The sequence below is a fragment of the Novosphingobium sp. genome (genome assembly GCF_030696665.1).
In the GTDB taxonomy this organism is placed as follows: Bacteria; Pseudomonadota; Alphaproteobacteria; order Sphingomonadales; family Sphingomonadaceae; genus Novosphingobium.
In genome coordinates this window covers 185718-208150 of record NZ_JAUYRV010000046.1, presented here as the reverse complement: position 1 = coordinate 208150, position 22433 = coordinate 185718, and the positions used below count along the sequence as shown (strand labels likewise).

Below are 22433 nucleotides of genomic sequence, written 5' to 3'. Positions count from 1 at the left end.
AATTACAGGTCGTCAGCCTTCATCGCGAAGATCGGGGTGTGCGGAACGTGTGCTTCCATGCGGGCGAGCAACAGATCGAGGTCAGGCTCGGCGATGATGATGTTTGCGTGGGCGGGGCGGATAAAGCCAACGTCGATCATGTGATTGTTGAAGGCCAGCAGATGGTCATAGAAGCCGAACGCGTTCAGCAGGCCCACCGGCTTGGCGTGATAGCCCAGTTGCGCCCAACTGACCGCTTCCCACAATTCGTCCATCGTTCCGACGCCGCCGGGGATGGTCAGGAAGCCGTCCGACAGGTCGGTAAAGCGCTTTTTGCGATCATGCATGCCGGAGACGACGTGGAGTGCGGTGCAATCGTTGTTGGCGACTTCGGAATTGACGAGTCCTTCCGGGATAACGCCGATGACTTCGCCACCAGCATCAAGCGCGCCATAAGCGACCGCGCCCATCAGGCCGAGCCGTCCGCCGCCATAGACGACACCGATGCCGCGCCGGGCGAGTTCCCGCCCGATTTCGCGTGCGAGCGTGACGTAACGAGTGTCGACCGGCGAGGCAGAGCCGCAGTAGACGGCGAGACGTTTCACGCAAGATCCTCCAACATCAGTTTCGCTGTGGCTTTGGCAGAGCCGACCACGCCTGGAATTCCGGCGCCCGGATGGGTGCCAGCGCCGACCAGATAGAAGTTCGAGATCGCATCGTCACGGTTGTGTGCGCGGAACCATGCGCTTTGCGTGAGCAGCGGTTCAAGGCTGAAGGCACTGCCGAGGTGGGCGGACAGGTCGGTCTTGAAGTCTGCCGGAGCGTAATGGAACTTCGTTACGATACGCGAATGGATATCGGGGATGAGGCGGCGGCCCACTTCATCAAGGATGCGCTTTTCAAGGATCGGGCCGACTTCGTCCCAATCGACCGGGAGTTTGCCCATGTTGGCCACCGGGACCAGCGCGTAGAACGTGCTCTTGCCTTCCGGGGCGACTGACGGATCGGTAACGGTCGGGTGGTGGAGGTAGATCGAGAAATCTTCCGGCAGCACGCCGTGGGTGTAAATGTCGTCCAGCAGGCCTTTGTAGCGCGGGCCGAACAGGATCATGTGGTGCGGAATGCCCGGCCATGTGCCTTCAAGCCCGAAGTGGACAACGAAGAGGCTGGGGGAATAGCGCTTCTTGCCCAAGGACTTTGCACGGCGTTGCGCGTGGGTGTTGTCGGGCATCAGATCGCGATAGGAATGCATGATGTCGGCGTTGGAGGCGACGGCATCGAATTTGCCGGACCAGCCGCTTTTGGTTTCAACGCCCGTTACGCGCGTGCCCAGTGTATCGACATGGACCACCGGATCGCCCATCCGCACTTCGCCGCCAATGCGCTGGAAGTGGGTCAGCATGCCTTCGATCAGGCGGTTGGTGCCGCCCTTGGCCCACCATACGCCGCCGTCCTTTTCCAGCTTGTGGATCAGGGCGTAGATCGCGCTCGTGGTCATCGGATTGCCACCAACGAGCAGGCTGTGGAAGCTGAAGGCTTCGCGCAGTTTTTCGCTTTTCACATAGCTGGACACGACCGAATAGACCGAGCGCCATGCCTGATAGCGGGCAAGCGACGGGGCGGCCTTGAGCATGCTGGCGAAATCGAGGAACGGGACGGCGCCAAGCTTGACGTAGCCTTCCTCGAAAACACCTGCGGAGTATTCCAGAAAATCTTCATATCCCGCGACATCTTGCGGATTGATCTTGGCGATTTCAGCCTTCAGGCTGACATCATCGTTTGAATAATCAAAGTTTGTGCCATCGGGCCAGTTGAGGCGGTAGAACGGCATGACCGGCATGAGTTCGACATCGTCGGACAGACGGTGGCCCTTGAGCGCCCACAGTTCTTCAAGGCACGAAGGATCGGTGATGACGGTGGGGCCGGCATCAAAGGTGAAGCCATCTTTCTGCCAGTGGTACGCACGGCCACCCGGCTTGTCGCGCGCTTCGACCACGGTGGTCTGCACGCCGCCCGACTGGAGCCTGATGGCAAGGGCGAGACCGCCGAAACCCGAGCCAATTACGCATGCACGCTTCATGTTCTGGTTCCTGAATTCGAAAGGTGTTTGGGCCGCGCGCCGAGACCGGTGAGCACACCGAGGGCACGGGTGATCGGCAGCGGGGGCTTTCCAGCGAGGATGCGCGCCTTGTCGAGCGTGGTGCTGCGACCGGCGTAGAAGCGTTCGATCAAGCCGTGGCGCAGACTGTAGAAGCGTTCGAGCACGCGATAGCGCAAGTGCGGCTCAGCGCCTGCAAACAGGAGCGCGGACAGCGCGCGCAGATAGGCGGACTGCTGCCAGTGCTTGCGCGACCATGCTTCGCTGAATTGTGCGAGCGCCTCGCCGCTCAAATCCTGTTGCCGGGCAAGGGCGAGGGCATACTTCACCGCATCGGGAAGCGAGTAGCTGGTAACGGCCTGAAACAGCCCTGCGCGGACGCCGGCACGTGCCACATTGCCGCCGCTCGACCGCCAGAATGCGCCGAAATCGCCGCCGGCCACAACGGGGAGTACGCCCTGTTCCTCGTCAAGCACTTCCGCGATTTTCCAGCCGCGTGCAGCGACGTATTCGTCAATCCGGGCGCGCACGGCGGTGACATCGAGCGCGGGGCCATCGGAATAGTAGGTGTCTTCTACGAAGACTTCGTCGGCTGCGAAGGGCAGGGAATAGACGAAGCGGTAACCGTCAATCTGTTCGACAGTGGCGTCCTTTACGATGGGCACCTCAAGGCCGTGCGGGGCTTCGAGCCGGAAACGCCTGCCGACGAACTTCTGCCACCCGCCCGTAAGGTCACCAACGTGGCGCAGGCCCCGCGCATCGATCACGGCCCCGGCCTCGATCCGGGTGCCGTCGGACAGCGTGGCCGAGGTGGCGCTGCAGGCGAGCGCTCTGATGCCGGTGATGATCGTATCATTGGCAAGGCGTTCCCGCACGATCCGGTCAAAGCGGGCAGAAGTGATCGAATAGTAGCTGGTTTTGAGGCGGCGTTCGTACTGCGGGAATTTTACGGTGTATTCGGGCCAGGCGGCAACGATCATGCCATCGAGCAGTTCGCGGCCAGCCTTGCCAACGTCGGTCCCGAAGAAGGACCAGACGTGATGGCCACCGATTGTATCGGCTTGTTCGACAAGAACAATCGACAGATCGGGCCGCGCCTGTTTCAGCGAGAGCGCGACCAGCCCGCCTGCCAGTCCGCCTCCAAGGATCGCTATGTCGCAATTGCGCAAACTCATGCCACAGCGCTTAGGAGTATGCGGTTGCCGGTGCAACCACAGGCTTGTGGCTTGGCGAACGACCCGTCAGAAAGGGCATGGACGGGATGGGGAATGAAGACGCATGAAAATTGAACTGCTGCCGGATCGCGCCGGAAAGATTGCGGCGGCGGGCGTGGCGCTGGGTATCGTGATCATCCTGCTGGGCATGCACCGCCCGCCAATCTGCGAGTGTGGCACGATCCGGTTGTGGCAGGGGGTGGTGGAATCGGCGGAGAACAGCCAGCAGATTGCCGATTGGTACAGCTTCAGCCACGTGATCCACGGTTTTCTGTTCTATGGCGCAGCGCATCTTTTGTGGCGGCGGTTTGGGTTGCAGGCCCTCTCGCCGCGCTGGGCGCTGGCGCTGGCGGTGCTGGTCGAGGGTGCTTGGGAGATACTTGAGAACTCGCCGATCATCATTGACCGCTATCGCGCGGTGACGGTCTCGTGGGGATATTCCGGGGACAGCGTGCTGAACTCGTTCTGCGACATGGCGTTCATGAGCCTTGGGTTCCTGTTCGCGGCGCGGGTTCCGGCGATGGTGACGGTGGGCATGGCGCTGGTGTTCGAAATGTTCACGCTGGCCATGATCCGGGACAATCTGGCGCTGAATGTGCTGATGCTGGCCTATCCGCTGGAATCGGTGCGCGAATGGCAGGCGGCGGGCTGAACGTCTGATTTTCTTGACGGATCGCCTCATTGCCGGGCGCATCAGGTTGCGGCTGCATAGCGATCAATGTCACCTTCCAGCATGAGCCGAGAACGGCCGGACCAGTCCTGCACAGCAGGAGCGGATCATGGAGAGGACAGATGGGCGAACAAGCACGTTCGGGCGGCGATTTCGACGTTCTGATCATTGGGGCCGGAATCTCTGGCATCGGCTCTGCCTGGCACTTGCAGGACCAGTGTCCCGGCAAGACTTATGCGCTCATCGAGAGCAAGGACACGTTCGGCGGCACGTGGGAGACGCACAAGTATCCCGGTGTGCGGTCAGACAGCGATCTTTATACGTTCGGCTATCGGTTCAAGCCGTGGGTCGGCGCACCGATTGCCAGTGCGCAGGCGATCCTCGATTACATGGGCGAGGTGATCGCGGAAGGCGGGATCGACCAGCATATCCGTTATGGCCATACGATCACGAGCGCGAAATGGTGTAGCGAGGCAAACCGCTGGACTTTGGAGGCGGTGCACAAGGATGGCAGCAACGCCACGTTCACCGCGAACTTCCTGTGGATGTGTCAGGGCTATTATGACCACCAGGTGCCCTATATCCCCAAGGAGTGGCAGGGCGTTGCGGACTTCAAAGGCCAGTTCGTCCACGCGCAGTTGTGGGATCCGGCGACCGACGTTTCCGGCAAGCGGGTGCTGGTGATCGGATCGGGGGCGACCGCAGCCACGATTGTACCGGCGCTGTGCGATGAAGGAGCGACGGTGACGATGCTGCAGCGTTCGCCCACATGGTTCTATTGCGCGCCCAACGTGAGCGAGCTGGCCGACCGGCTGCGCGCCATCGGTATTGACGAGCCGACCGTTCACCGCGTGGTGCGGCAGGACTATATCCATAACTTCTACGAACTGGACCGCCGCAGCCGCGAGGAGCCTGAGGTAATTGCCGAGGAACTGCGCACGCTGATCCGCAGCTACGCGGGGGAGGATTTCGCGTTCGAGCCGCATTTCACACCGCGCTATCGTCCGTGGCAGCAGCGGCTGGCGCAACTGCCCGATGGCGACATGTTCAAGCACGTGGTGGCGGGCAATGCCTCGGTCGTTACCGACACCATCGACCGGTTCACCGACGCAGGCGTTCTGACAGCTTCCGGTGAATTGCTGGAGGCGGACATCATCGTGGCCTGCACCGGGTTCCACCTGAAAGTGTTGGGCGACATTCCGTTCGAGGTTGACGGCAAGGCTATTAACTGGGGCGATACGGTGACTTATCGCGGGATGATGTTCACCGGCGTTCCCAACATGGTTTGGGTCTTCGGCTATTTCCGCGCGAGTTGGACGTTGCGGGTGGATATTGTCGGAGACTTTGTCTGCGGGCTGCTGCGCCACATGGATGCCCGCGGCGCAAAGAAGGTGGAGGCGGCGTTCCGTGATGAGGACGAGGGCATGGAGATCGCGCCGTGGATCGAGGCTGACAACTTCAACCCCGGCTACCTGATGCGCGATATGGACAAGCTGCCCAAGCGGGGGGCTGGAGACATATGGCGGCACAACCAGAACTACTGGCTGGAGCGCAATGCCATTCCGGCCATTGATCTGGAAGGGCAGGAGTTTGTCTATGACGGCGTGCGGGCCGGAGCGGGCATGGCCGAGGCGGCGGAATAGCCTTTGGCGTCAAAGGCCGGTTGCTCCGCGCGGCAAACCTGCGTATTGGAATGGCATACCCCGGGGAGCCTGTGTTGGCTGAGAGGGGCTGGTCACGCAGCCCGACCCGTCGAACCTGAACCCGTTAGCACGGGCGGAGGGAGGGAGGCCTGCTTTTACAGAGCAATTTAAAGGCCCGCTCCTCATCCGCTGCGAAGAGGAGCGCGCATATGGCCGACATCAATTCGAAGCTGGAGATCGGGGTTACCACCGGCCCGATCCGTGGCAGCCGCAAGATTCATGTTGAAAGCCTGCGCTTCCCCAATGTGAAGGTGGCGATGCGGGAAATCTCGCTTGAACCTTCCAGCGGTGAGCCGCCGGTGCGGGTTTACGATACCTCAGGGCCGTTTACGGACACGAACGTCACTATCGATATCGCCACCGGCCTGCCACAGCTCCGCCGTGACTGGATCATGGCGCGCGGTGATGTGGAAGATTATGCCGCGCGCGAAATCAAGCCGGAGGACAACGGGCTGAAGGGGCCGGATCGTTCGGCGGGTGTTCCGGCGTTCCCCAATGTGGTGAAGCGTCCGCTGCGCGCCAAGGCAGGGCAGAACGTCAGCCAGATGCACTATGCCCGCAAGGGTATCATCACGCCCGAGATGGAATACGTGGCGATCCGCGAAAACATTGGCCGCAAGCAGGCGCTGGAAGCGTTGGTGCGCGATGGGCAGGATTGGGGGGCTTCGATCCCCGATTACGTAACGCCTGAGTTCGTGCGCGATGAAGTGGCGCGCGGGCGGGCGATCATCCCTTCGAACATCAATCACCCTGAATCCGAGCCGATGGCGATTGGCCGCAACTTTCTCGTGAAGATCAACGCCAACATCGGCAACTCCGCTGTAGCTTCTGACGTTGCCAACGAAGTGGACAAGATGGTCTGGTCGATCCGCTGGGGTGCGGACACGGTGATGGACCTTTCGACCGGCCGCAACATTCACGACACCCGCGAATGGATCATTCGCAACAGCCCCGTGCCGATCGGCACCGTGCCGATCTATCAGGCGCTGGAAAAGGTCGGCGGCGTGGCCGAAGACCTGACGTGGGAAGTGTTCCGCGATACGCTGATCGAACAGGCCGAGCAGGGCGTGGACTACTTCACGATCCATGCTGGCGTGCGCCTGCCCTACATCCCGCTTGCCGCAAAGCGCATGACTGGGATCGTCAGCCGTGGCGGGTCGATCATGGCGAAGTGGTGTCTGGCGCATCACAAGGAATCGTTCCTGTATGAACGCTTCGACGAGATCACCGAGATCATGAAGGTCTATGACGTGGCCTATTCGCTGGGCGATGGTCTGCGTCCCGGATCAATCTATGATGCCAACGACGAAGCGCAGTTTGCTGAACTCTATACGCTGGGCGAGCTGACCAAGCGGGCCTGGGCAGAAGACGTTCAGGTGATGATCGAAGGCCCCGGCCATGTGCCGATGCACAAGATCAAGGAGAACATGACCAAGCAGCTTGAAGCGTGCGGCGAAGCGCCGTTCTATACGCTCGGGCCGTTGGTCACCGACATTGCGCCGGGTTACGATCACATTACCAGCGGCATCGGCGCTGCGCAGATCGGCTGGTATGGCACGGCGATGCTTTGCTACGTGACGCCCAAGGAACACCTTGGCCTGCCGGATCGCGATGACGTGAAGGTTGGCGTGATCACCTACAAGCTGGCTGCGCACGCGGCTGATCTCGCCAAGGGCCACCCGGCAGCGCAAGTCCGCGACGATGCACTGAGCAAGGCACGTTTTGAGTTCCGCTGGCGTGACCAGTTCAACCTGTCGCTCGATCCCGAAACGGCGGAGCAGTACCACGACCAGACGCTGCCTTCCGAAGGCGCCAAGACTGCGCACTTCTGTTCCATGTGCGGTCCGAAGTTCTGCTCAATGAAGATTAGTCAGGAAGTGCGCGAATTCGCCGCCAAGCAGAATGCAGGCGTTGAAACCTTCGTTGCCAATGAGGTTGAGGCGGAAGCCGGGATGAAGGCGATGAGCGAGAAGTACGACGAGATGGGGCGCGAGCTCTACATCGGATCGGGCGGGCGGGAGCACGATTGACGCCGTTGTAGGGTGAATGAGAAATCTCTTTCACCCTACAACTGCAGGTTTGAGGTATTAATCAATGTTGAATAAATTTCAAATTGGTCCGAATCAAACAATGTCGACCATCAATGTTGCTTACGGAAAAAATCGAGGAACTGGTTATTTAGTTACAATTGACAGTAAAACTGTTATAGTTTCAGCTTGTCACATATTTAGTGGCATTCAAGTAGGTGATAGTATTCAAATCATATCGAATGCAGAAGAAAATTTCTTTTCCGTAGTTGCATATTTTGAATGCGAAAGCGGTTACGATATTTGTGCGATATCAGTAGATGGGGTTTGCGTTGAGCATCTAAAAGACACGCAAATGGGCGGCGTTTTAGACTTAGGTGAAGAGTTAAAATTCCTTGGATATCCGCATGGAATTTCAAGCACCTTACCGGGCAGATTGGCGTTTCCTAGCCCTTTAGTGAGGACTGCATTCTTCAGCGGTGTTATAAAGCAGGGAGATTTAGATCTCATAATCTTAGATGGATTTAACAATCCCGGATTTTCTGGCGGACCACTGTTTAAGATGACCGAACTAGGGGCATCTTTAGTGGGAATAATATCTTCGTATCGGTGGGAGGACGAACGGCACAGCCGAGTTTACAAGAGAGAGAACGGGGATAAAAATATAGTTGAAAATACATTTTCTGAAGCAAACAGTGGTTTGATTCAGGTTGTCCCAATTGGAGCTTTTATTAACGGAATATGGCCGAGTATTCGCCGTTATTCTTTTTGATATGTTTAATTTCAGAACACCTTAGTGGCCAAAATGGCTGCCCACAGCATCAGGTTGAGCGCGCCGCCTGCCAAGGTCCATCGCACAGCGTGGTATAGCAAACGCGCTTGGGCATCGATTGAGCGAATGAAGGTGGCGAACAGGCGCTGGCGCAATGCGGCGTCGCCGTCCAGTCCGTCGGTATCAAACTCCTCGCCCAGCAGCATTGCGCGCAGCGCAAAGGCGCATGAAATCACCAGTGGAATGAGCGCGACAATGTTTGCCAGCACGAAGGCAGGCTGGCTTGGCGCATCCAGCGACAGCGGCGCGCCGGGACTGGCCGAAATCGGGTGCGTGCCGATGGTGATAAGCAAGGCATTGAAGCCGAGCATCGCACCGAGACGGATCGAAAGGTCAAGATCGCGGTTTTCCAGAAATTCGAGATCGGCGATGAACCCCGGATCGGGCGGATCGCAACGCATCGTCTGGAAGGCGCGCAGGCGGGAGCGGAACGAGATAAAGCCCATGATGCCGACCATGCTATTGCGGAGAGACCGTGCGGGCAAGGTGCGCTGCACAAAATGTGCTGCGGGGAACGTCCTGCCTTGCCGACCATTGCCTGATCATCAAGGCGCCGTTTTGGCGTCACCTTTCAAAAAGGATGTCGGCCATGAACAAGGCCCTGATGTTTTCCGCGCTGGCCGCTGCAGCCTCGCTGACCGCCGCATGCACCAGCAATGGTTATTACGACCGGCCCGGCTACTCCCAAGGGAATGGTGATTGGGGCTACTATGATCGCGGATACTACGAGCAGAATGGCCGCTATGACTATGATCGGCCCGATCCGCGATACGGCAACCGGTACGAAGCTGACCGGTATTATCGCAACAACTCCCAGTATCGCGAACGTCAGCTTTCAAACAACGACCGCGTCTATCGCGGGCGTGACGATCGCTACTATTGCCGCCGTTCGGACGGATCGACCGGATTGATCGTCGGTGGCGTTGGCGGAGCGGCGCTTGGGGCGATCATCGCGCCGGGCGACAGCAGGCCCTTGGGTGCCATAATCGGAGCCATCGGTGGCGCTGCAGCCGGTGCTGCGATTGACAGCGGAAATCGCAACAATCGGAATAATCGCAACAATCGCGACAACAACGTGCGCTGCCGCTAAGCTCGACCAACCCCCTCCCATTCGTGGGAGGGGCAGGGTCTTGGCAACGCGAATAGCGCGCGTCAGGTATTTTTCATGTTGTCCAGACCGGCAACCACACCTGTCTTCTGCGATGGGTTGGAGGCATTGAGCTTCTTGGGCTTTTCCGCTTTTGGTTTGCGGGTTTCCTTGCTCGACTTCTTTTGGCTCTTCGCCATTATCGTTCTCCTTGGGGCGATTGCCCGGCCTGCAGGTTAGACCTTTCAGGCCCCAATAGCGAACGCTAACGCGCCAGACGCTCCAGTATCTCATCCAACGCCGAGAGGAAGCGTGAGCGGTCATTCTTGGAGAAGGGTGCCGGGCCTCCGATGATATCGCCGCCAGCGCGCAAGTCTGCCATGATCGCTCGCGTTGCGATCTGGCTGCCGATGGAACTGGTTGTGAAGGGCTTGCCGGATGGGGAGAGCGTGCTCGCACCAGCCTTCAGGCAGCGGTCGGCGAGCAGGATATCGGCGGTGATGACTACGGCCTTTGCGTGGGCCGCCTCTGCGATCCAGTCATCAGCAGCGTCAAACCCATCGCTCACCACCACGCGCCGCACCAGCGGATGCACCGGCACGCGGAAGGGTGAATTGCTGACGACCACCACCGGCACATTGCGGCGATAAGCCACCTTGTAGATTTCGTCTTTTACCGGACAGGCATCGCCATCGACGAGGATGGTCAGGCACGGCTCTTGCACAACTTCGTTCATGCCGCGTCATAGCGGCTCGACCTGTTTTGCGCCACCGCCTGCCGAATACATTCGCCAGATCACATTCAACCTGCTAACCGGCGGTCGCTGACGTCGAATTTTGCGACGGACTTCGGCAGAAACTCCCGCTTCTGCATTTCGGTGCGGCTGCGGCTTTTGACGACGATTTCCTTTCAATTGACGATTTTGACGCACGGCCTGTCTGCACTTTCGCAGCCGGGCAACCATCGTTCTTGAAAGGAACTCCCATGCCAGTAGGCACCGTAAAATTCTTCAACACCGAAAAAGGCTATGGCTTCATTCAGCCTGACAACGGCGGCGCGGACAGCTTTGTTCACATCTCGGCCGTTCAGGCTGCCGGCATGGCTTCGCTCGATAAGGACCAGCGCCTGAGCTATGAAGTCGAAACCGGCCGCAATGGCAAGGCTTCGGCTGTAAATCTCGCTTCGGCCTGATCCAGCACTTTTGAGGCGTTAGAGCCGGGCTGTTCAAAGCCCCTGCATCCTGCCAATGCGCAAGGATGACCTTCGCCTCTGAAGCTGAACTGCAAATCCGCCTTCGCCGCGCCGCGTTCAATCGCGCGCTGGCGGAGGCGGATTTGTCGTTTATCGGGCAGTTTCTCGCGCCTGATGCGATACTTGTCACCGGCACCGACAGCGCGGTGATAGCGGGGCGGAAAGCTCAGCTTGCTGCGTGGAAGCGCGAATTTGGTGCCACGCCGCGCACGATCTATACCCGCATAACGCAAAGCGTGATCGCATCGCCGGTCGAGCCGATTGCGATGGAGCATGGTCATTGGCAGGGCATTGCCGATGGCTCGGGCATCGAGATTGCGGGCGGAACCTATGCGGCCAAGTGGCGGCGATATGACCGCGCATGGCTGCTGGTAGCGGAGATCTTCGTCACGCTGGCCTAGGTAGAATGCCGGATGATGCTGTTTCCCGGAAATTGACCATAGGCGCGCATCGTCGCAGCCATGCTCATCCGTCCACAGACGTCCCAAACGCTGACGCAATGCTGGTACACCCGCATTCATCAACCCGTCACGCGCAAGGCTCGCGGCGAGGGTGGGATGCTGTTGTCAGTATGCCGCCATTGCCAGCGCGCGATACACTCGCACGGGGGCAAATCGTGGACGCTGGCTGACGGCATCGATCTGGACGAACTCGCGAGCCGTTCGCGCATTCGCTACATCTGTGTGACCAGCATGGACGATGGCATGATCGTTGCGCGCTATCCGATTGATCGCGACGCAGACGAGGTCGCCGTTCAGGCGCGGATCGAGGAGGTCATCGACCGGCACGAAGCCAAGGAGCCGGGCAGTGGGCTGGAAGTCAAACTGATGGGTGGGCCAACCCGGTAGAAAAGGAAAAGGGCGCAACCGCAACCGGAAGCGCCCTTTTGATCCTTACCGGCGCAGCAACATGCTGGCGCGGTTCACGGGTTTTGCGACGCTCGCCATCTGGCGAGGCATTCCCGTGTTGCGGTGCAGTCAATCGTTGGCAGCAGCCTTGCTGGCGATCGGCTTCACGTCCTTGACGTCGAAGGTTACCGGACGACCGTTGAAGCGGCCCGTGACGGTGCGCTTGGACACGCGCAGTTCGAAAGGCACCTTGCCGGCATAGGCCGAACCCTTGAGAACCTTGACGTCGCCCTGCTGTTCAGCGGTGTAATCGTACTTCACACCCTGGTAGGTGAACGAACCGGCTTCAGCTTCTGCAGCAACGGCAGGAGCGGCGACGAGGACGGCAGCGGCGAGAGCGATTGCAGACTTGATCATGGTAATGTCTCCTGGAAGATAAGGAAAGATTACCTTCAGCACCCTTATCTTGTTGCATTGCAGCATACTGTATGTGTGCAACGCGGCAATTGTATTTGCCGACCGCCCAGTTGCACAATCTGCAATCTGCGAAACCCCCGCTTAAAATCAGCATGTTAGGTGATTTGCGAGGCACCGGACCTGTGCATTGTTACGTATGCACGCATGCGCCAAGAGACCAAAAGTCAGCGCTTGCGAACAAACTCGGCGCGCAGGACCAGCCCTTTGATGCCGGGGTAGCGGCAGTCAATCTCTTGCGCATCGCCAGTCAGCCGGATCGACTTGATCAGCGTCCCCTGTTTGAGGGTCTGGCCTGCGCCTTTGACTTCAAGATCCTTGATCAGCGTGACCTGATCACCGTCGGCAAGCAGGTTGCCCACCGCATCGCGCACTTCGATGGTGGTTTCAGCAGCACGTTTTGCCGCAAGATCGGATGCTGCCATCCATTCACCGCTGTCCTCGTCGTAGACATAATCTTCGTCGTCGCTCATGATTTCCTCCATGTTTCTGCTCGGGCGGTGGCATGGTGTCGCAGCGAATGCCAGCAAAACGCGCTTCAGGATGGGGCAGAATGGGAACGGGCACTATGGACAGGACCATTGTCAGGTTGGGAGCCGCTGATGCGGATTTGGCGACCGCCACGCTGACAGCTGCGTTTATGGGCGATCCGGCGATGACTTGGCTGTTCCCGGATGATGACGTGCGCGCGCGGCGGCTGCCACCCTTGATGCGCTGGACGTTTGAGGATCACTTGCGGCACGGCATGGCGCTGGGCACGCCGGGGGCCGAGGCGGTAACGCTGTGGCGTCCGCCGGGCGCGGTTCACGAACATGCGCCGCTGACGCCGGCTGCCATGATGCGCTTCCTCGCCATGCTGGGGACGGCGGTGATGCGGGCAGAGCGGCTTGACCGGACGATCGAGCAGCACTTGCCGAAGGGAGAACAGCAATTCTACCTGCGCATGGCGGCGGTGCGGCCGGACTGGCAAGGGCAAGGGCTGGGCGGGCTGACGATCCGCGCGGGGCTGGCTGAAGTTGACGCTGCCGGGCTGCCGTCCGTTCTGGAGACGGCGACGGAAAGCAATGTCGGTCTATACCGCACGTTGGGGTTTGAAGTGATCGACACGTGGCATGTCGCCGGTGATGGTCCACGCTTCTGGACGATGACGCGGCCAACTCAGACGACGGCAGCGTAGATCAGTCGCGCGCCCAGCAGGACCATCAGCAGGTAGATGATCACATAGAATTTTTCGGGCTTCAGCACTTTCACGATGCGCACCGATAGCAGTGTGGTGGCGATGGCCAGCGGCACAAGCAGGGCCGCGGCGATAAGCACGTCATGCGTGAACGCGCCAAGGGCAAGGTAGCTGGGCACCTTGAACCAGTTGATCGCGGCAAACAGGATCGCGTTGGTCCCCGCGTAGGAGAGATGTGGCAGCTTGCGCGGGGTGACCCACATCTGGAACGGCGGCCCGCCAGCGTGGGCAACCTGGCTGGTAAAACCGGTGGCCATGCCAAACAGTGCACCGACCCAGCCGGGCGATGTGGACGCCGCCGCCACGCGCCCACCGCGTTCGATCCACAGTCGGTATACACCGAACAATAGGGTGATGCTGCCCAGGACGCCCATCAGCGCCTTTTCGTCGATCATTGCCGCCATTGCCCAGCCGATGGCGATGCCAAGAACTGCGCCGGGCAGCATCCAGCCGACGATCCACTTGTCCCACGAATGGCGGAATGCCCAGACGCTGACGACGTCCTGCACGATCAGGATGGGGAGCAGAATTGCCGCAGCGATGGACGGTGGCAGCGCCAGCGCCACTACCGGCGTACCCAGCGCGCCAAGCCCTGAAAACCCGCCTTTGGCCATGCCGACAAGGATGACGCCCGCAACGCAGGCGGCGAGAACTACCGGATCTGCAAGCAGCATGGGCCTAGGTCGCTCGGCCGCGCAAGGGCCAGTCCGTCACCCCACCGCACCACAGTGCAAGCCACACCAGCAATGGTTGCACGAACATCCGGGGGACATGATAGCCAAGACCAAGGCCGCCATCGGGGCGCGCCATGTCGAGAATGAAGTGGTTGATGTTGGCGGGAAAAACGCAGACTGCATAGAGCGCCAGCCCGGTGCCCGCCGCCTTGCGCAGCGGCAAGGAAAACCACTGGATCAACCCGACTGCGCCGAGAAGTTCGGCAACTCCGGTCAGCAACACGACGGCCTCGGGCGCCGGAACCCATGTGGGCATGATTGACAGAAATGGTTTGGGCGCAATGATATGGATGACGCCTGCCGCAAAGTAGAACAGCGCAAGGATCGCCCGAAGCATGCCGCGCATCACGCGCCGGGGTTCCATTCCGGCGGGGCGAGCGTAAAGCCCGCAAAATCGAATCCGGGGGCGACTACGCACGATACCAGCGCGTAACCGTGCGGTCCGTCCACAGCCTTGGCCGCCTGCCATTGCCCTGTTGGCACGACGCCTTGCAGAGTTTGCCCGGCATCGATTTCCGGGCCGAGGAATCGCTGTACGGGCGAAGCAGCATCGTCCTCGGCGATTTCCAGCAAGACCGGATCACCGCTCTGCCACATCCAGATCTCGTCCGCGTCGACGGTGTGCCAGTGCGAACGGTCCCCCGTGCGCAGGAGGAACAGGATTGCGGTGCTGGCAGGGCGCTTGTGGGGTGCGGCCTGCGCGCGCCACGTTTCGCGATAGTAACCGCCTTCAGGGTGTAGCGAGAGGCCGAGTTTGTCGATCAGATCTTCGGCGGTGAGCATCGCTTGGGTTTTGCGCCGGGAGATTGGCATGTCAATCACCACACCGCAGGTTCCAGAACAAGGGTGCACTCCGCAATCGACGTCCAGCCAAAGTCGGCGATTATGTCATTGCTTTCGCGGGGCGTGCGGTCCGCTGCGAGGGACCAAGTAACGTGCCACACTTTTCCATCGGGCCGTGCTGTCGAGCCGTTGACCGCCACGACCATCGCTTCAACGCCTGCACCATCGTCTGCCCGCCCGACAATTCTTGCCTCTTCAACAGGCGGTGGCGATGTATCGCCGACAATTGAGAGCGTCACATGATCGGCGACAACCCGGGCGTAGGCAGGCGGCAGTTGCTCCAGCAGGGTGTCACGACATTCGCGGGTGAGCTTCCATCCGATTGTCATGCCAACCTGCCGTTAAACTGCTTGCTATTACTGCGGCGTAATCAGCGCGCCGGTGACCCAGATGATCGTCAGCGCCCCGATTGCGAGGAACAGGCCACCGGCCAGAACCCAGCGCATGATGTTGGAGGTTTCCCCGCCGCGCGCTTCTTCTGTGGTGATGTGCGTCTCTTGGCCATGCTTTTCCACGGAGCTTCTCCTTATGCATTCCCGGAACTTGCCGAGTCTACGCTTGGGGAAGCCCCCTGTTCCGGTGATGTTCGAACAATCGGGTTCGCACAAGCGGGCCGGAACGATGGAGAAGGCCGCCGGATCAGTCGCGCAGAAGCTCGTTGATGCCGGTCTTGCTGCGGGTCTGCGCATCAACCGTCTTGACGATGACCGCGCAATAGAGCGACGGGCCAGGCGTGCCATCGGGCAGCGGCTTGCCGGGCAGGGCACCGGGGACGACAACGGCATATGGCGGCACGCGGCCAATGTGGACTTCGCCGGTCGCCCGGTCGACGATCTTGGTTGAAGCGCCAAGATAGACGCCCATCGAAAGCACAGCGCCTTCGCCGACGATCACGCCTTCGGCTACTTCCGAACGCGCTCCGATGAATGCGCCGTCCTCGATGATGACAGGGCCGGCCTGCAGCGGTTCGAGCACGCCGCCAATGCCGGCACCGCCCGAGATATGCACGTTCTTGCCGATCTGCGCGCACGAGCCGACGGTGGCCCAGGTATCGACCATCGTCCCTTCATCGACATAGGCGCCGATGTTGACGAAGCTTGGCATCAGCACCACGCCCTTGGCGATGTGCGCACCCTTGCGCGCCACAGCGCCCGGAACAACGCGGAAACCGGCATCACGGAAGCGGTTTTCGCCCCACCCGGCAAACTTCGAAGGCACCTTGTCAAACGCCGGAGCGCCACCTGCGCCATGTTCGATCACGGCATTGTCGTTCAGGCGGAACGAGAGCAGCACGGCCTTTTTGAGCCACTGGTTGACCTGCCATTCGCCGCCAACCTTTTCGGCGACGCGCGCCTTGCCACTGTCCAGCAGTTCGAGCGCGGCTTCCACCACTTCGCGCACGGCGTCGCTGGCAGGCGTTACATTCGCGCGGTCTTCCCAGGCGGCTTCAACGGCGGCTTCGAGCTGGGTCATGGTGTTTCTCCGTGGGCAATCGGTATGGAACAAAATTGCGCGGCCACTAGCTTAGCGAAGCAGGATCGGCAAGGCTCGCCAGCGTGTGATCCAGCCACTTCTCGATGTCGTCTGCCACCACATCGATGGCGGCATCGTCTTTGGCGCGATCACCCCAATCTGTGGCAAGGTCCAGCCACACGGTCTGCATCCCCAGCGCCTTGGCCGGGGCCAGATTGCGCGCCATGTCTTCAACGAACACGGCCGTTTCAGGTGTGAACCCGAAAGCTTCGATCATGGAGATGTAGGCCGAAGGCTCGGGCTTTGGCCGGTATTGCATGGCGTGGATGTCCCACACGCCTTCAAAGCTGTCCTCCAGCCCCAGACCGGCAAGGACTTTGGCGGCATAGGCATCGTCGCCGTTTGTAAAGAGCAGCTTGCGTCCCGGCAGCGCTGCCAGACGATCGGCAAGGCGCGGCGCGGCTGCCAGCGGGGTCATATCGATATCGTGAACGAAGCCGAGGAATTCGTACGGTTCGGTCGCATGATAATGCATCAGACCCGAAAGCGTGGTGCCGTGATCGTGGAAATAGAGCTTTTGCACGCGCCGCGCTTCCGTCGCGTCGCAGCCGAGCAGGTTCTGGATGAACTGGCCCATCCGCTCGTCAATCTGGTCAAACAGGCGCGTGGATGGGGGATAGAGCGTGTTGTCCAGATCGAAGATCCAGCAATCGACGCAATAGGGATCGAAAGGCATCGGGCAACTCGCACACGCGCGCGGCAGGAATGCCGCTTGCGATCAGGCGCATACCATCACGCAAGCGGGCTTACCACCTTGCCCTATGGGTTGCCCCTATGGCTTCAACGTGATGTGGCGCAGCTTTGCGCCTTCGCCATCTTCCAGCACGTAAATCGATCCGTCAGGAGCCTGCTCGATTTCGCGGATGCGATTGCCAAGGTCGATGCGTTCAAGCTCTTTCGCCTTTGCGCCTTCAATTCCCACGCGAACGATGCCACCGCTGGCAAGACCGGCGATCAGCGCCTGTCCTTGCCACTGCGGGAAAGCCTTGCCGGTGTAGAAGATCATGTTGCCCGGCGCGATCACCGGATTCCAGCTGATTGCGGGCTGGGCAAGATCGGGGCGGGTGCTGTTGCGCGGGATGGGCTTGCCGTCATAGTGATCGCCGTCGGACACCATTGGCCAGCCATAGTTCTTGCCCGGCTCCACAAGGTTGATTTCGTCACCGCCCGCAGGCCCATGTTCTATATCCCACAGCCGTCCATCGGGCGAAAACGCGATGCCCAACAGGTTGCGGTGGCCGAAGGACCATATCTGCGCGGTCACGCCGCCTTTGGTTGCCATCGGATTTTCCGGGGCAGGGGTGCCATCGGGCAGCAGCCGCAAAACCTTGCCGAGGTTGGCGGTCAGATCCTGTGCTGGCGTGAACTTCTGCCGGTCACCCGAGGTTACGTAGAGATACTTGCCATCTGGCGAAAAGGCCATGCGGTGGGAATAGTGCCCCTTTCCGCTGACCTTGGGGAACTGCCGCCAGATCACGCTGAGGCCTTCCAGCTTCGGCGCGTCACCCATGACCAGCCTGGCCCGGCCGACGACTGCGCCGCGCGTATCGCCATCACCCTGTTCAGCCCAACTGAGATAGACCATGCCGCTCGTTGCGAAATCCGGTGCGGCGATCACATCGCCGAACCCACCTTGGCCACCATAGGCGACCTTCGGCGTTCCGGAGACGTTTACGGCTTTGTCCGACCCTTCGCGCCACAATTTCAGCACGCCCTTCTTCTCGGTTATCAGCGCCATTTCGGTGCCGGGGAGGAAGGTCATTGCCCAAGGTTCGTCGAATGTCGCAACGTCAGTCACCGCGATGCCTGCGGCCTCTGGCGCCTTGTCTTGGGCAGAAATAGAAGTGCCGCAGCTTGCGAGGAGCAGGGTGAGCGGCGATAGCGAGCGCAGGATCGGATTCGTCATGCCTTCTACAATGCCCTCAACCGCATCTTGTGCCACAACCTTTTCGTCCATGCTGACAATCGGGGTGGATGAGGCCGGTCGTGGCCCACTTGCCGGGCCGGTGGTTGCTGCCGCCGTGGTGCTGTGCAAGCCGCGGCCATCGGGGCTGGACGATTCCAAAAAGCTTTCCGCCAAACGCCGCGCTGAATTGGAAGCGGTGATAAAGCGCCGTTGCCGCTGGGCGGTGGGTGTGGTGGAGCCGGAAGAGATCGACCGTCTGAACATCTTCGGCGCGACGATGCTGGCCATGACGCTGGCGGTTTCGGCACTGTGTGAGCAATTGGCGAAAGACGAGGGCGTGGGCGAAGTGCTGATAGACGGCAATCTTACCCCGCATGGCCGCCGCTCCGAATGGTGCTGGCCTGCACGCGCCATCGTTGGCGGCGATGCGCTGGAGCCGTGCATTTCTGCTGCCTCGATCATCGCCAAGGAACATCGCGACCGGATCATGCGCGCGGCGGCGGTGGATCATCCGCACTATGGCTGGGAGCGGAACGCAGGTTACGGCACCCCGGAACACCTTGCCGCCCTTCGCACCCACGGCGCAACGCCGCTGCACCGCCGCAGCTTCGGTCCGGTTGCGCAGTTGTTGCTGCTCTGAAAAAAGTTGCCGGTGAGTCTGTATGGGCACACCACTACATGTTGAGTCCTACGGTGGCGGGCAGACTCTACATATCGATAAGGACTCGTTCCGTTCTCATTTTTGATGCGCCGCGACTCGCCTGAATCCGGCGAGTCGCGGCTTGACGCGGGACTCGTGATGACTCAAACGGGGGCTTATCAACAGGGGTCAGGGACGAGATATGGTAGTCGCAGTCAAGGAGCGCGCGCTCAAGGTTCAAGCCAAAGCTTTGCGTGCCGCTCCGGCAAAAGTGCTGAAGGCTGACGTTGCCCTTCCGCGCAACCAGATCCTGCGCGGCGATTGCATTGCTGAAATGCGCAAGCTGCCTGATGCGTCGATCGACATGATCTTTGCCGATCCGCCATACAACCTGCAACTGGGTGGTGATCTGGCGCGCCCGGATGGCAGCCATGTTGATGCGGTGACGAACGACTGGGACAAGTTCTCCAGCTTTGCGACCTATGACCAGTTCACCCGCGAATGGCTGGTAGAGGCGCGTCGCCTGCTAAAGCCCGATGGCTCGATCTGGGTAATCGGCAGCTATCACAACATCTTCCGCGTCGGCACGATCCTGCAGGATCTCGGCTTCTGGATTCTCAACGACATCATCTGGCGGAAAGCCAACCCGATGCCCAACTTCAAAGGCACGCGCTTTACCAATGCGCACGAAACGCTGATCTGGGCATCGAAGAGCGAGAAATCGAAGTACACATTCAACTATCGCGCGATGAAGACGCTGAACGATGAATTGCAGATGCGTTCGGACTGGGTGCTGCCGATCTGCTCCGGCCCCGAACGCCTGCGCCGCAACGGCACGAAGGCGCACCCCACGCAAAAACCCGAAGCGCTGCTGTACCGCGTGATGCTGGCCACCACCAACAAGGGTGACGTAGTGCTCGATCCGTTCTTCGGCACGGGCACGACGGGCGCGGTGGCCAAGCGTCTGGGCCGCGACTGGATCGGCTGCGAGCGCGAAGATGATTACATCGAGGTTGCGCTGGAGCGTATCGAACTGGCGCTGCCACTGGACGAATCGTCGCTGGTGACCATGCAGTCGAAGCGCTCCGCTCCCAAGGTTGCCTTCGGCGCGCTGGTGGAGAGCGGATACCTCACTCCCGGCACGCGCCTTACAGCGAAGAAAGGCCGCTTCACCGCGGTGGTTCGCGCCGATGGCTCGCTCCAGTCCGATGCCGAACTGGGATCGATCCACGGTCTGGGTGCAAAGCTGCAAGGCGCCCCTTCCTGCAATGGCTGGACGTTCTGGCATGTCGAGCACGAAGGCGAGGTCAAGCCTATCGACGCACTACGGCAGCTATACCTGCTTGCTGTGGAAGACTGATAGCCTAAAAACGCCACCGCGCCCCCGCGCAGGCGGGGGCCTCAGGCAACCCGGCGGAACCTCTTGTGCATGATCGCCAGAGGTCTCCGCCTTCGCGGGGACGCGCTAATGCCATCAGTTTACATCCGTCCCATCGCCATTGCCGACAGCCCGCAGTCCGAAGAAGGCGCTGCGGTGCGGCTCGGCGGCGGCCTGGCTTATGCAAGCCGCTTCGCACTGATTGTGCGCGATGGGGCACAGGTCAGCGCCCGCCAGCGCCTCGGCACGGCAGACATGCCCTCGGCCATTGCGGCGCTGCCCGATGCCCTTGCTGCCGAAGCCACCACCCAGTGGGAAAACCTGCGTCGCAGCCACGCTCCGCTTGCCTGCGGCCAGCGCATGCTCCGGCTCGATCAGCCGCAGATCATGGGCATTCTCAACGTCACGCCAGACAGTTTTTCCGATGGCGGGCAGTTCCTTGATAAGCCGGATGCAGCGCTCGATCACGCTCACGCCATGCTGTCAGGCGGCGCAGGGTTGATCGACATTGGCGGTGAATCCACGCGCCCCGGTGCCGCCGCCGTTTGGGAAGGGGACGAGATCAAGCGCGTCGTTCCGGTGATCGAAAAGCTTGCATCAGCAGGCGCAGCCATCTCCATCGACAGCCGCCGCTCCACCGTGATCGAAGCCGCCCTCGCGGCGGGCGCGCACATCGTCAATGACGTTTCGGCCATGCGCCACGATCCACGCACCGCTGAAATTGTGGCGAAATCCGGCGCTCCTGTGGTCTTGATGCATGCCCCCGGTACGGACGGCGATCTTCATGCCGATGGCGAATACGCCGATGTCGTGCTTGATGTGTTTGATGCCTTGCGTGAACGCCGCGATGCAGCGCTGGCCGCTGGCATCGCGCGCGACAAGATCCTGCTCGATCCCGGCATCGGCTTTGGCAAGTCGCTGGCAGAAAACCTTGCGCTTATCAACGCGCTGCCGCTGTTTCACGCGCTGGGCCAACCGATCCTGTTTGGCGCAAGCCGCAAACGCATGATCGGTGCCTTGTCAAACGAAGTGCCCGCACACCAGCGCATGGCAGGCTCGGTCATGCTTGCGATCAAGGCAATGGACGCTGGGTGCCAGATGGTTCGCGTCCACGATGTGGCAGAAACCGTGCAAGCCTTCCACGTGTGGCGCGGTCTGCGGGATGCCGCGCTGACCGATTTCAGCCAGTTGGTTTAAAGCGAAACGCCGCCGTCGCTGACAAGGCACGTGCCGGTGATCGTGGCGGCAGCGGCTGACAGCAGGAAGCCGATCTGCGCGGCCACTTCATCGGCACTGGCAAAGCGGCCAAGCGGCGTTGCGTCCTTCGCCATAGCGGCCAGAGCCTCGGCTCGCCCGCCATGCTGCTCCACCAGTGGCGCGAACCATTCGGCACTGTCCCAAATTCCTGTATCGACCCCACCCGGTGCAATTGCGTTCACACGCACGCCAAACTTCGCTGCCTCTGCCGCTGCCACGCGCGCCAGTTGGATGGTTGCAGCTTTCGATGCAGAATAGGCCGCCGTACCCGCCGCTGCTTTCACGCCCGACACCGAAGCCGTCGCGACGATTGAGCCGCGCCCGGCCTTTTTCATCGCGCGCATCGCCGACCGGAGCGACAGGAACATGCCATCAAGGTTGACTGCCATCGTCTTGCGCCAGGTTGCGATGTCGAGATCGACAATGTCGCCACCGCTGGCGATTCCGGCGTTCAGCACTGCATAATCGATCTGTGGCAGTTCGCGCTCGAACAGTTTCCACAAATTGGGATCGGTTACATCTCCGCCAAGCGCATGAACCTTGCAGCCAAGATCCAGTTTATCCAAACCGCGCCGGTTAATATCGATCAGGTAAAGTTCGCCGATGCCTTGTGCATCAAGCCAGCGAGCCGCCGCAGCACCGATTCCCGATGCCGCGCCAGTGACGAGCGCGGTGCGCCCTGCAAATTCGGATTCCCCAGACATGGACCAAGGCTAGCGCCA

At 60.6% G+C, this 22433-nt stretch carries 29 protein-coding genes and 1 riboswitch; of the genes, 12 read left to right on the top strand and 17 right to left on the bottom strand.

Translation table 11 applies throughout. The features are described 5' to 3' along the window. Positions 1-2: 2 nt before the first annotated feature. From Q8R81_RS13885 to crtY, 3 genes are read right to left on the bottom strand one after another with little or no spacing between them, the layout of a single operon-like run. Positions 3-584: a TIGR00730 family Rossman fold protein gene (locus Q8R81_RS13885; RefSeq protein WP_305618776.1), complete on the bottom strand. Its 582-nt coding sequence runs from the start codon at positions 582-584 to the stop codon at positions 3-5. Then, positions 581-2059, bottom strand: coding sequence for a phytoene desaturase (locus Q8R81_RS13880; RefSeq protein WP_305618774.1), 1479 nt, complete (start codon positions 2057-2059; stop codon positions 581-583). The genes Q8R81_RS13885 and Q8R81_RS13880 overlap by 4 nt, the downstream gene beginning before the upstream one ends. Continuing rightward, complete coding sequence (gene crtY / locus Q8R81_RS13875) at positions 2056-3252, bottom strand: lycopene beta-cyclase CrtY (protein ID WP_305618772.1); 1197 nt, start codon at positions 3250-3252, stop codon at positions 2056-2058. Before crtY ends, Q8R81_RS13880 begins: the two co-directional genes overlap by 4 nt. 103 nt (positions 3253-3355) lie before the next feature. Here crtY and Q8R81_RS13870 point away from each other — a divergent pair, with 103 nt between their 5' ends. The 4 genes from Q8R81_RS13870 to Q8R81_RS13855 all read left to right on the top strand — a co-directional run bounded on the left by Q8R81_RS13870 (position 3356) and on the right by Q8R81_RS13855 (position 8463). Continuing rightward, entirely contained in the window at positions 3356-3943 is a 588-nt protein-coding gene (locus Q8R81_RS13870) for a DUF2585 domain-containing protein (RefSeq protein ID WP_305618770.1), read from the top strand. A 140-nt stretch (positions 3944-4083) separates the two neighbouring features. Beyond that, entirely contained in the window at positions 4084-5604 is a 1521-nt protein-coding gene (locus Q8R81_RS13865) for an NAD(P)/FAD-dependent oxidoreductase (RefSeq protein ID WP_305618768.1), read from the top strand. A 51-nt stretch (positions 5605-5655) separates the two neighbouring features. After that, positions 5656-5763, top strand: a riboswitch (TPP riboswitch). 50 nt (positions 5764-5813) lie between these two features. Then, on the top strand, positions 5814-7694 hold the full coding sequence (gene thiC / locus Q8R81_RS13860; protein ID WP_305618767.1) for a phosphomethylpyrimidine synthase ThiC: 1881 nt from the start codon (positions 5814-5816) through the stop codon (positions 7692-7694). 100 nt (positions 7695-7794) lie between these two features. Further along, positions 7795-8463 carry a trypsin-like peptidase domain-containing protein gene (locus tag Q8R81_RS13855; RefSeq protein ID WP_305618765.1) on the top strand — a complete coding sequence of 223 codons (669 nt, stop codon included), beginning with the start codon at positions 7795-7797 and terminating at the stop codon, positions 8461-8463. 11 nt (positions 8464-8474) lie between these two features. On the opposite strand, the gene Q8R81_RS13850 is transcribed toward Q8R81_RS13855, so the two are convergent. Then, positions 8475-8981 (bottom strand): hypothetical protein, encoded by a 507-nt coding sequence (locus Q8R81_RS13850; RefSeq protein WP_305618763.1) that lies wholly within the window; start codon positions 8979-8981, stop codon positions 8475-8477. Between the two features lie 131 nt (positions 8982-9112). Between Q8R81_RS13850 and Q8R81_RS13845 the strand changes: the two genes are divergently transcribed. After that, on the top strand, positions 9113-9613 hold the full coding sequence (locus Q8R81_RS13845; RefSeq protein WP_305618761.1) for a hypothetical protein: 501 nt from the start codon (positions 9113-9115) through the stop codon (positions 9611-9613). 62 nt (positions 9614-9675) lie between these two features. Here Q8R81_RS13845 and Q8R81_RS13840 read toward each other — a convergent pair whose 3' ends face one another. Together Q8R81_RS13840 and Q8R81_RS13835 are read right to left on the bottom strand one after the other, a co-directional pair. Further along, positions 9676-9810 (bottom strand): hypothetical protein, encoded by a 135-nt coding sequence (locus Q8R81_RS13840; RefSeq protein ID WP_305618759.1) that lies wholly within the window; start codon positions 9808-9810, stop codon positions 9676-9678. Positions 9811-9875: 65 nt separating this feature from the next. Beyond that, positions 9876-10346 (bottom strand): YaiI/YqxD family protein, encoded by a 471-nt coding sequence (locus Q8R81_RS13835; protein WP_305618757.1) that lies wholly within the window; start codon positions 10344-10346, stop codon positions 9876-9878. A 248-nt stretch (positions 10347-10594) separates the two neighbouring features. Between Q8R81_RS13835 and Q8R81_RS13830 the strand changes: the two genes are divergently transcribed. The 3 genes from Q8R81_RS13830 (at position 10595) to Q8R81_RS13820 (ending at position 11709) form a co-directional block, all read left to right on the top strand. Beyond that, entirely contained in the window at positions 10595-10801 is a 207-nt protein-coding gene (locus Q8R81_RS13830; RefSeq protein WP_084277208.1) for a cold-shock protein, read from the top strand. A gap of 65 nt (positions 10802-10866) precedes the next feature. Continuing rightward, positions 10867-11262 (top strand): nuclear transport factor 2 family protein, encoded by a 396-nt coding sequence (locus tag Q8R81_RS13825; protein ID WP_305618754.1) that lies wholly within the window; start codon positions 10867-10869, stop codon positions 11260-11262. Between the two features lie 60 nt (positions 11263-11322). Further along, entirely contained in the window at positions 11323-11709 is a 387-nt protein-coding gene (locus Q8R81_RS13820) for a hypothetical protein (RefSeq protein ID WP_305618752.1), read from the top strand. 129 nt (positions 11710-11838) lie between these two features. Here the strand turns inward: Q8R81_RS13820 and Q8R81_RS13815 are convergent, their stop codons facing one another. Both Q8R81_RS13815 and Q8R81_RS13810 read right to left on the bottom strand, forming a co-directional pair. Beyond that, entirely contained in the window at positions 11839-12126 is a 288-nt protein-coding gene (locus Q8R81_RS13815; protein ID WP_305618750.1) for a hypothetical protein, read from the bottom strand. Between the two features lie 224 nt (positions 12127-12350). Beyond that, complete coding sequence (locus tag Q8R81_RS13810) at positions 12351-12656, bottom strand: alkylphosphonate utilization protein (RefSeq protein WP_305618749.1); 306 nt, start codon at positions 12654-12656, stop codon at positions 12351-12353. Between the two features lie 95 nt (positions 12657-12751). On the opposite strand from Q8R81_RS13810, the gene Q8R81_RS13805 reads away from it, so the two are divergent. Then, on the top strand, positions 12752-13360 hold the full coding sequence (locus Q8R81_RS13805; protein WP_305618748.1) for a GNAT family N-acetyltransferase: 609 nt from the start codon (positions 12752-12754) through the stop codon (positions 13358-13360). Here Q8R81_RS13805 and Q8R81_RS13800 read toward each other — a convergent pair. From Q8R81_RS13800 to Q8R81_RS13765, 8 genes are all read right to left on the bottom strand, one after another. After that, positions 13342-14094, bottom strand: coding sequence for a sulfite exporter TauE/SafE family protein (locus Q8R81_RS13800; RefSeq protein WP_305618746.1), 753 nt, complete (start codon positions 14092-14094; stop codon positions 13342-13344). The two genes, Q8R81_RS13805 and Q8R81_RS13800, sit on opposite strands and share 19 nt — an antisense overlap. Before the next feature lie 4 nt (positions 14095-14098). Then, the gene (locus tag Q8R81_RS13795) at positions 14099-14500 is read right to left on the bottom strand and encodes a DoxX family protein (protein WP_305618744.1); all 402 of its coding nucleotides are present in this window, start codon (positions 14498-14500) and stop codon (positions 14099-14101) included. After that, the gene (locus Q8R81_RS13790; RefSeq protein WP_305618742.1) at positions 14500-14937 is read right to left on the bottom strand and encodes a cupin domain-containing protein; all 438 of its coding nucleotides are present in this window, start codon (positions 14935-14937) and stop codon (positions 14500-14502) included. Before Q8R81_RS13790 ends, Q8R81_RS13795 begins: the two co-directional genes overlap by 1 nt. Before the next feature lie 35 nt (positions 14938-14972). After that, positions 14973-15326, bottom strand: coding sequence for a hypothetical protein (locus Q8R81_RS13785; protein ID WP_305618740.1), 354 nt, complete (start codon positions 15324-15326; stop codon positions 14973-14975). Positions 15327-15353: 27 nt separating this feature from the next. Then, on the bottom strand, positions 15354-15512 hold the full coding sequence (locus Q8R81_RS13780; protein ID WP_305618738.1) for a hypothetical protein: 159 nt from the start codon (positions 15510-15512) through the stop codon (positions 15354-15356). A 124-nt stretch (positions 15513-15636) separates the two neighbouring features. After that, complete coding sequence (gene dapD / locus Q8R81_RS13775) at positions 15637-16470, bottom strand: 2,3,4,5-tetrahydropyridine-2,6-dicarboxylate N-succinyltransferase (RefSeq protein WP_305618736.1); 834 nt, start codon at positions 16468-16470, stop codon at positions 15637-15639. A gap of 46 nt (positions 16471-16516) precedes the next feature. Beyond that, positions 16517-17206, bottom strand: a complete 690-nt coding sequence (locus Q8R81_RS13770; RefSeq protein WP_305618734.1) for a pyrimidine 5'-nucleotidase — start codon at positions 17204-17206, stop codon at positions 16517-16519. 96 nt (positions 17207-17302) lie between these two features. Further along, entirely contained in the window at positions 17303-18436 is a 1134-nt protein-coding gene (locus Q8R81_RS13765; RefSeq protein ID WP_305618732.1) for a PQQ-dependent sugar dehydrogenase, read from the bottom strand. Positions 18437-18485: 49 nt separating this feature from the next. Here Q8R81_RS13765 and Q8R81_RS13760 point away from each other — a divergent pair, with 49 nt between their 5' ends. The 3 genes from Q8R81_RS13760 (at position 18486) to folP (ending at position 21651) form a co-directional block, all read left to right on the top strand. Further along, entirely contained in the window at positions 18486-19076 is a 591-nt protein-coding gene (locus Q8R81_RS13760) for a ribonuclease HII (RefSeq protein WP_305618730.1), read from the top strand. 202 nt (positions 19077-19278) lie between these two features. Next, complete coding sequence (locus Q8R81_RS13755; RefSeq protein WP_305618728.1) at positions 19279-20436, top strand: site-specific DNA-methyltransferase; 1158 nt, start codon at positions 19279-19281, stop codon at positions 20434-20436. A gap of 108 nt (positions 20437-20544) precedes the next feature. After that, on the top strand, positions 20545-21651 hold the full coding sequence (folP, locus tag Q8R81_RS13750) for a dihydropteroate synthase (RefSeq protein ID WP_305618726.1): 1107 nt from the start codon (positions 20545-20547) through the stop codon (positions 21649-21651). On the opposite strand, the gene Q8R81_RS13745 is transcribed toward folP, so the two are convergent. After that, positions 21648-22415 (bottom strand): SDR family NAD(P)-dependent oxidoreductase, encoded by a 768-nt coding sequence (locus Q8R81_RS13745; protein ID WP_305618725.1) that lies wholly within the window; start codon positions 22413-22415, stop codon positions 21648-21650. The two genes, folP and Q8R81_RS13745, sit on opposite strands and share 4 nt — an antisense overlap. Positions 22416-22433 lie beyond the last annotated feature (18 nt).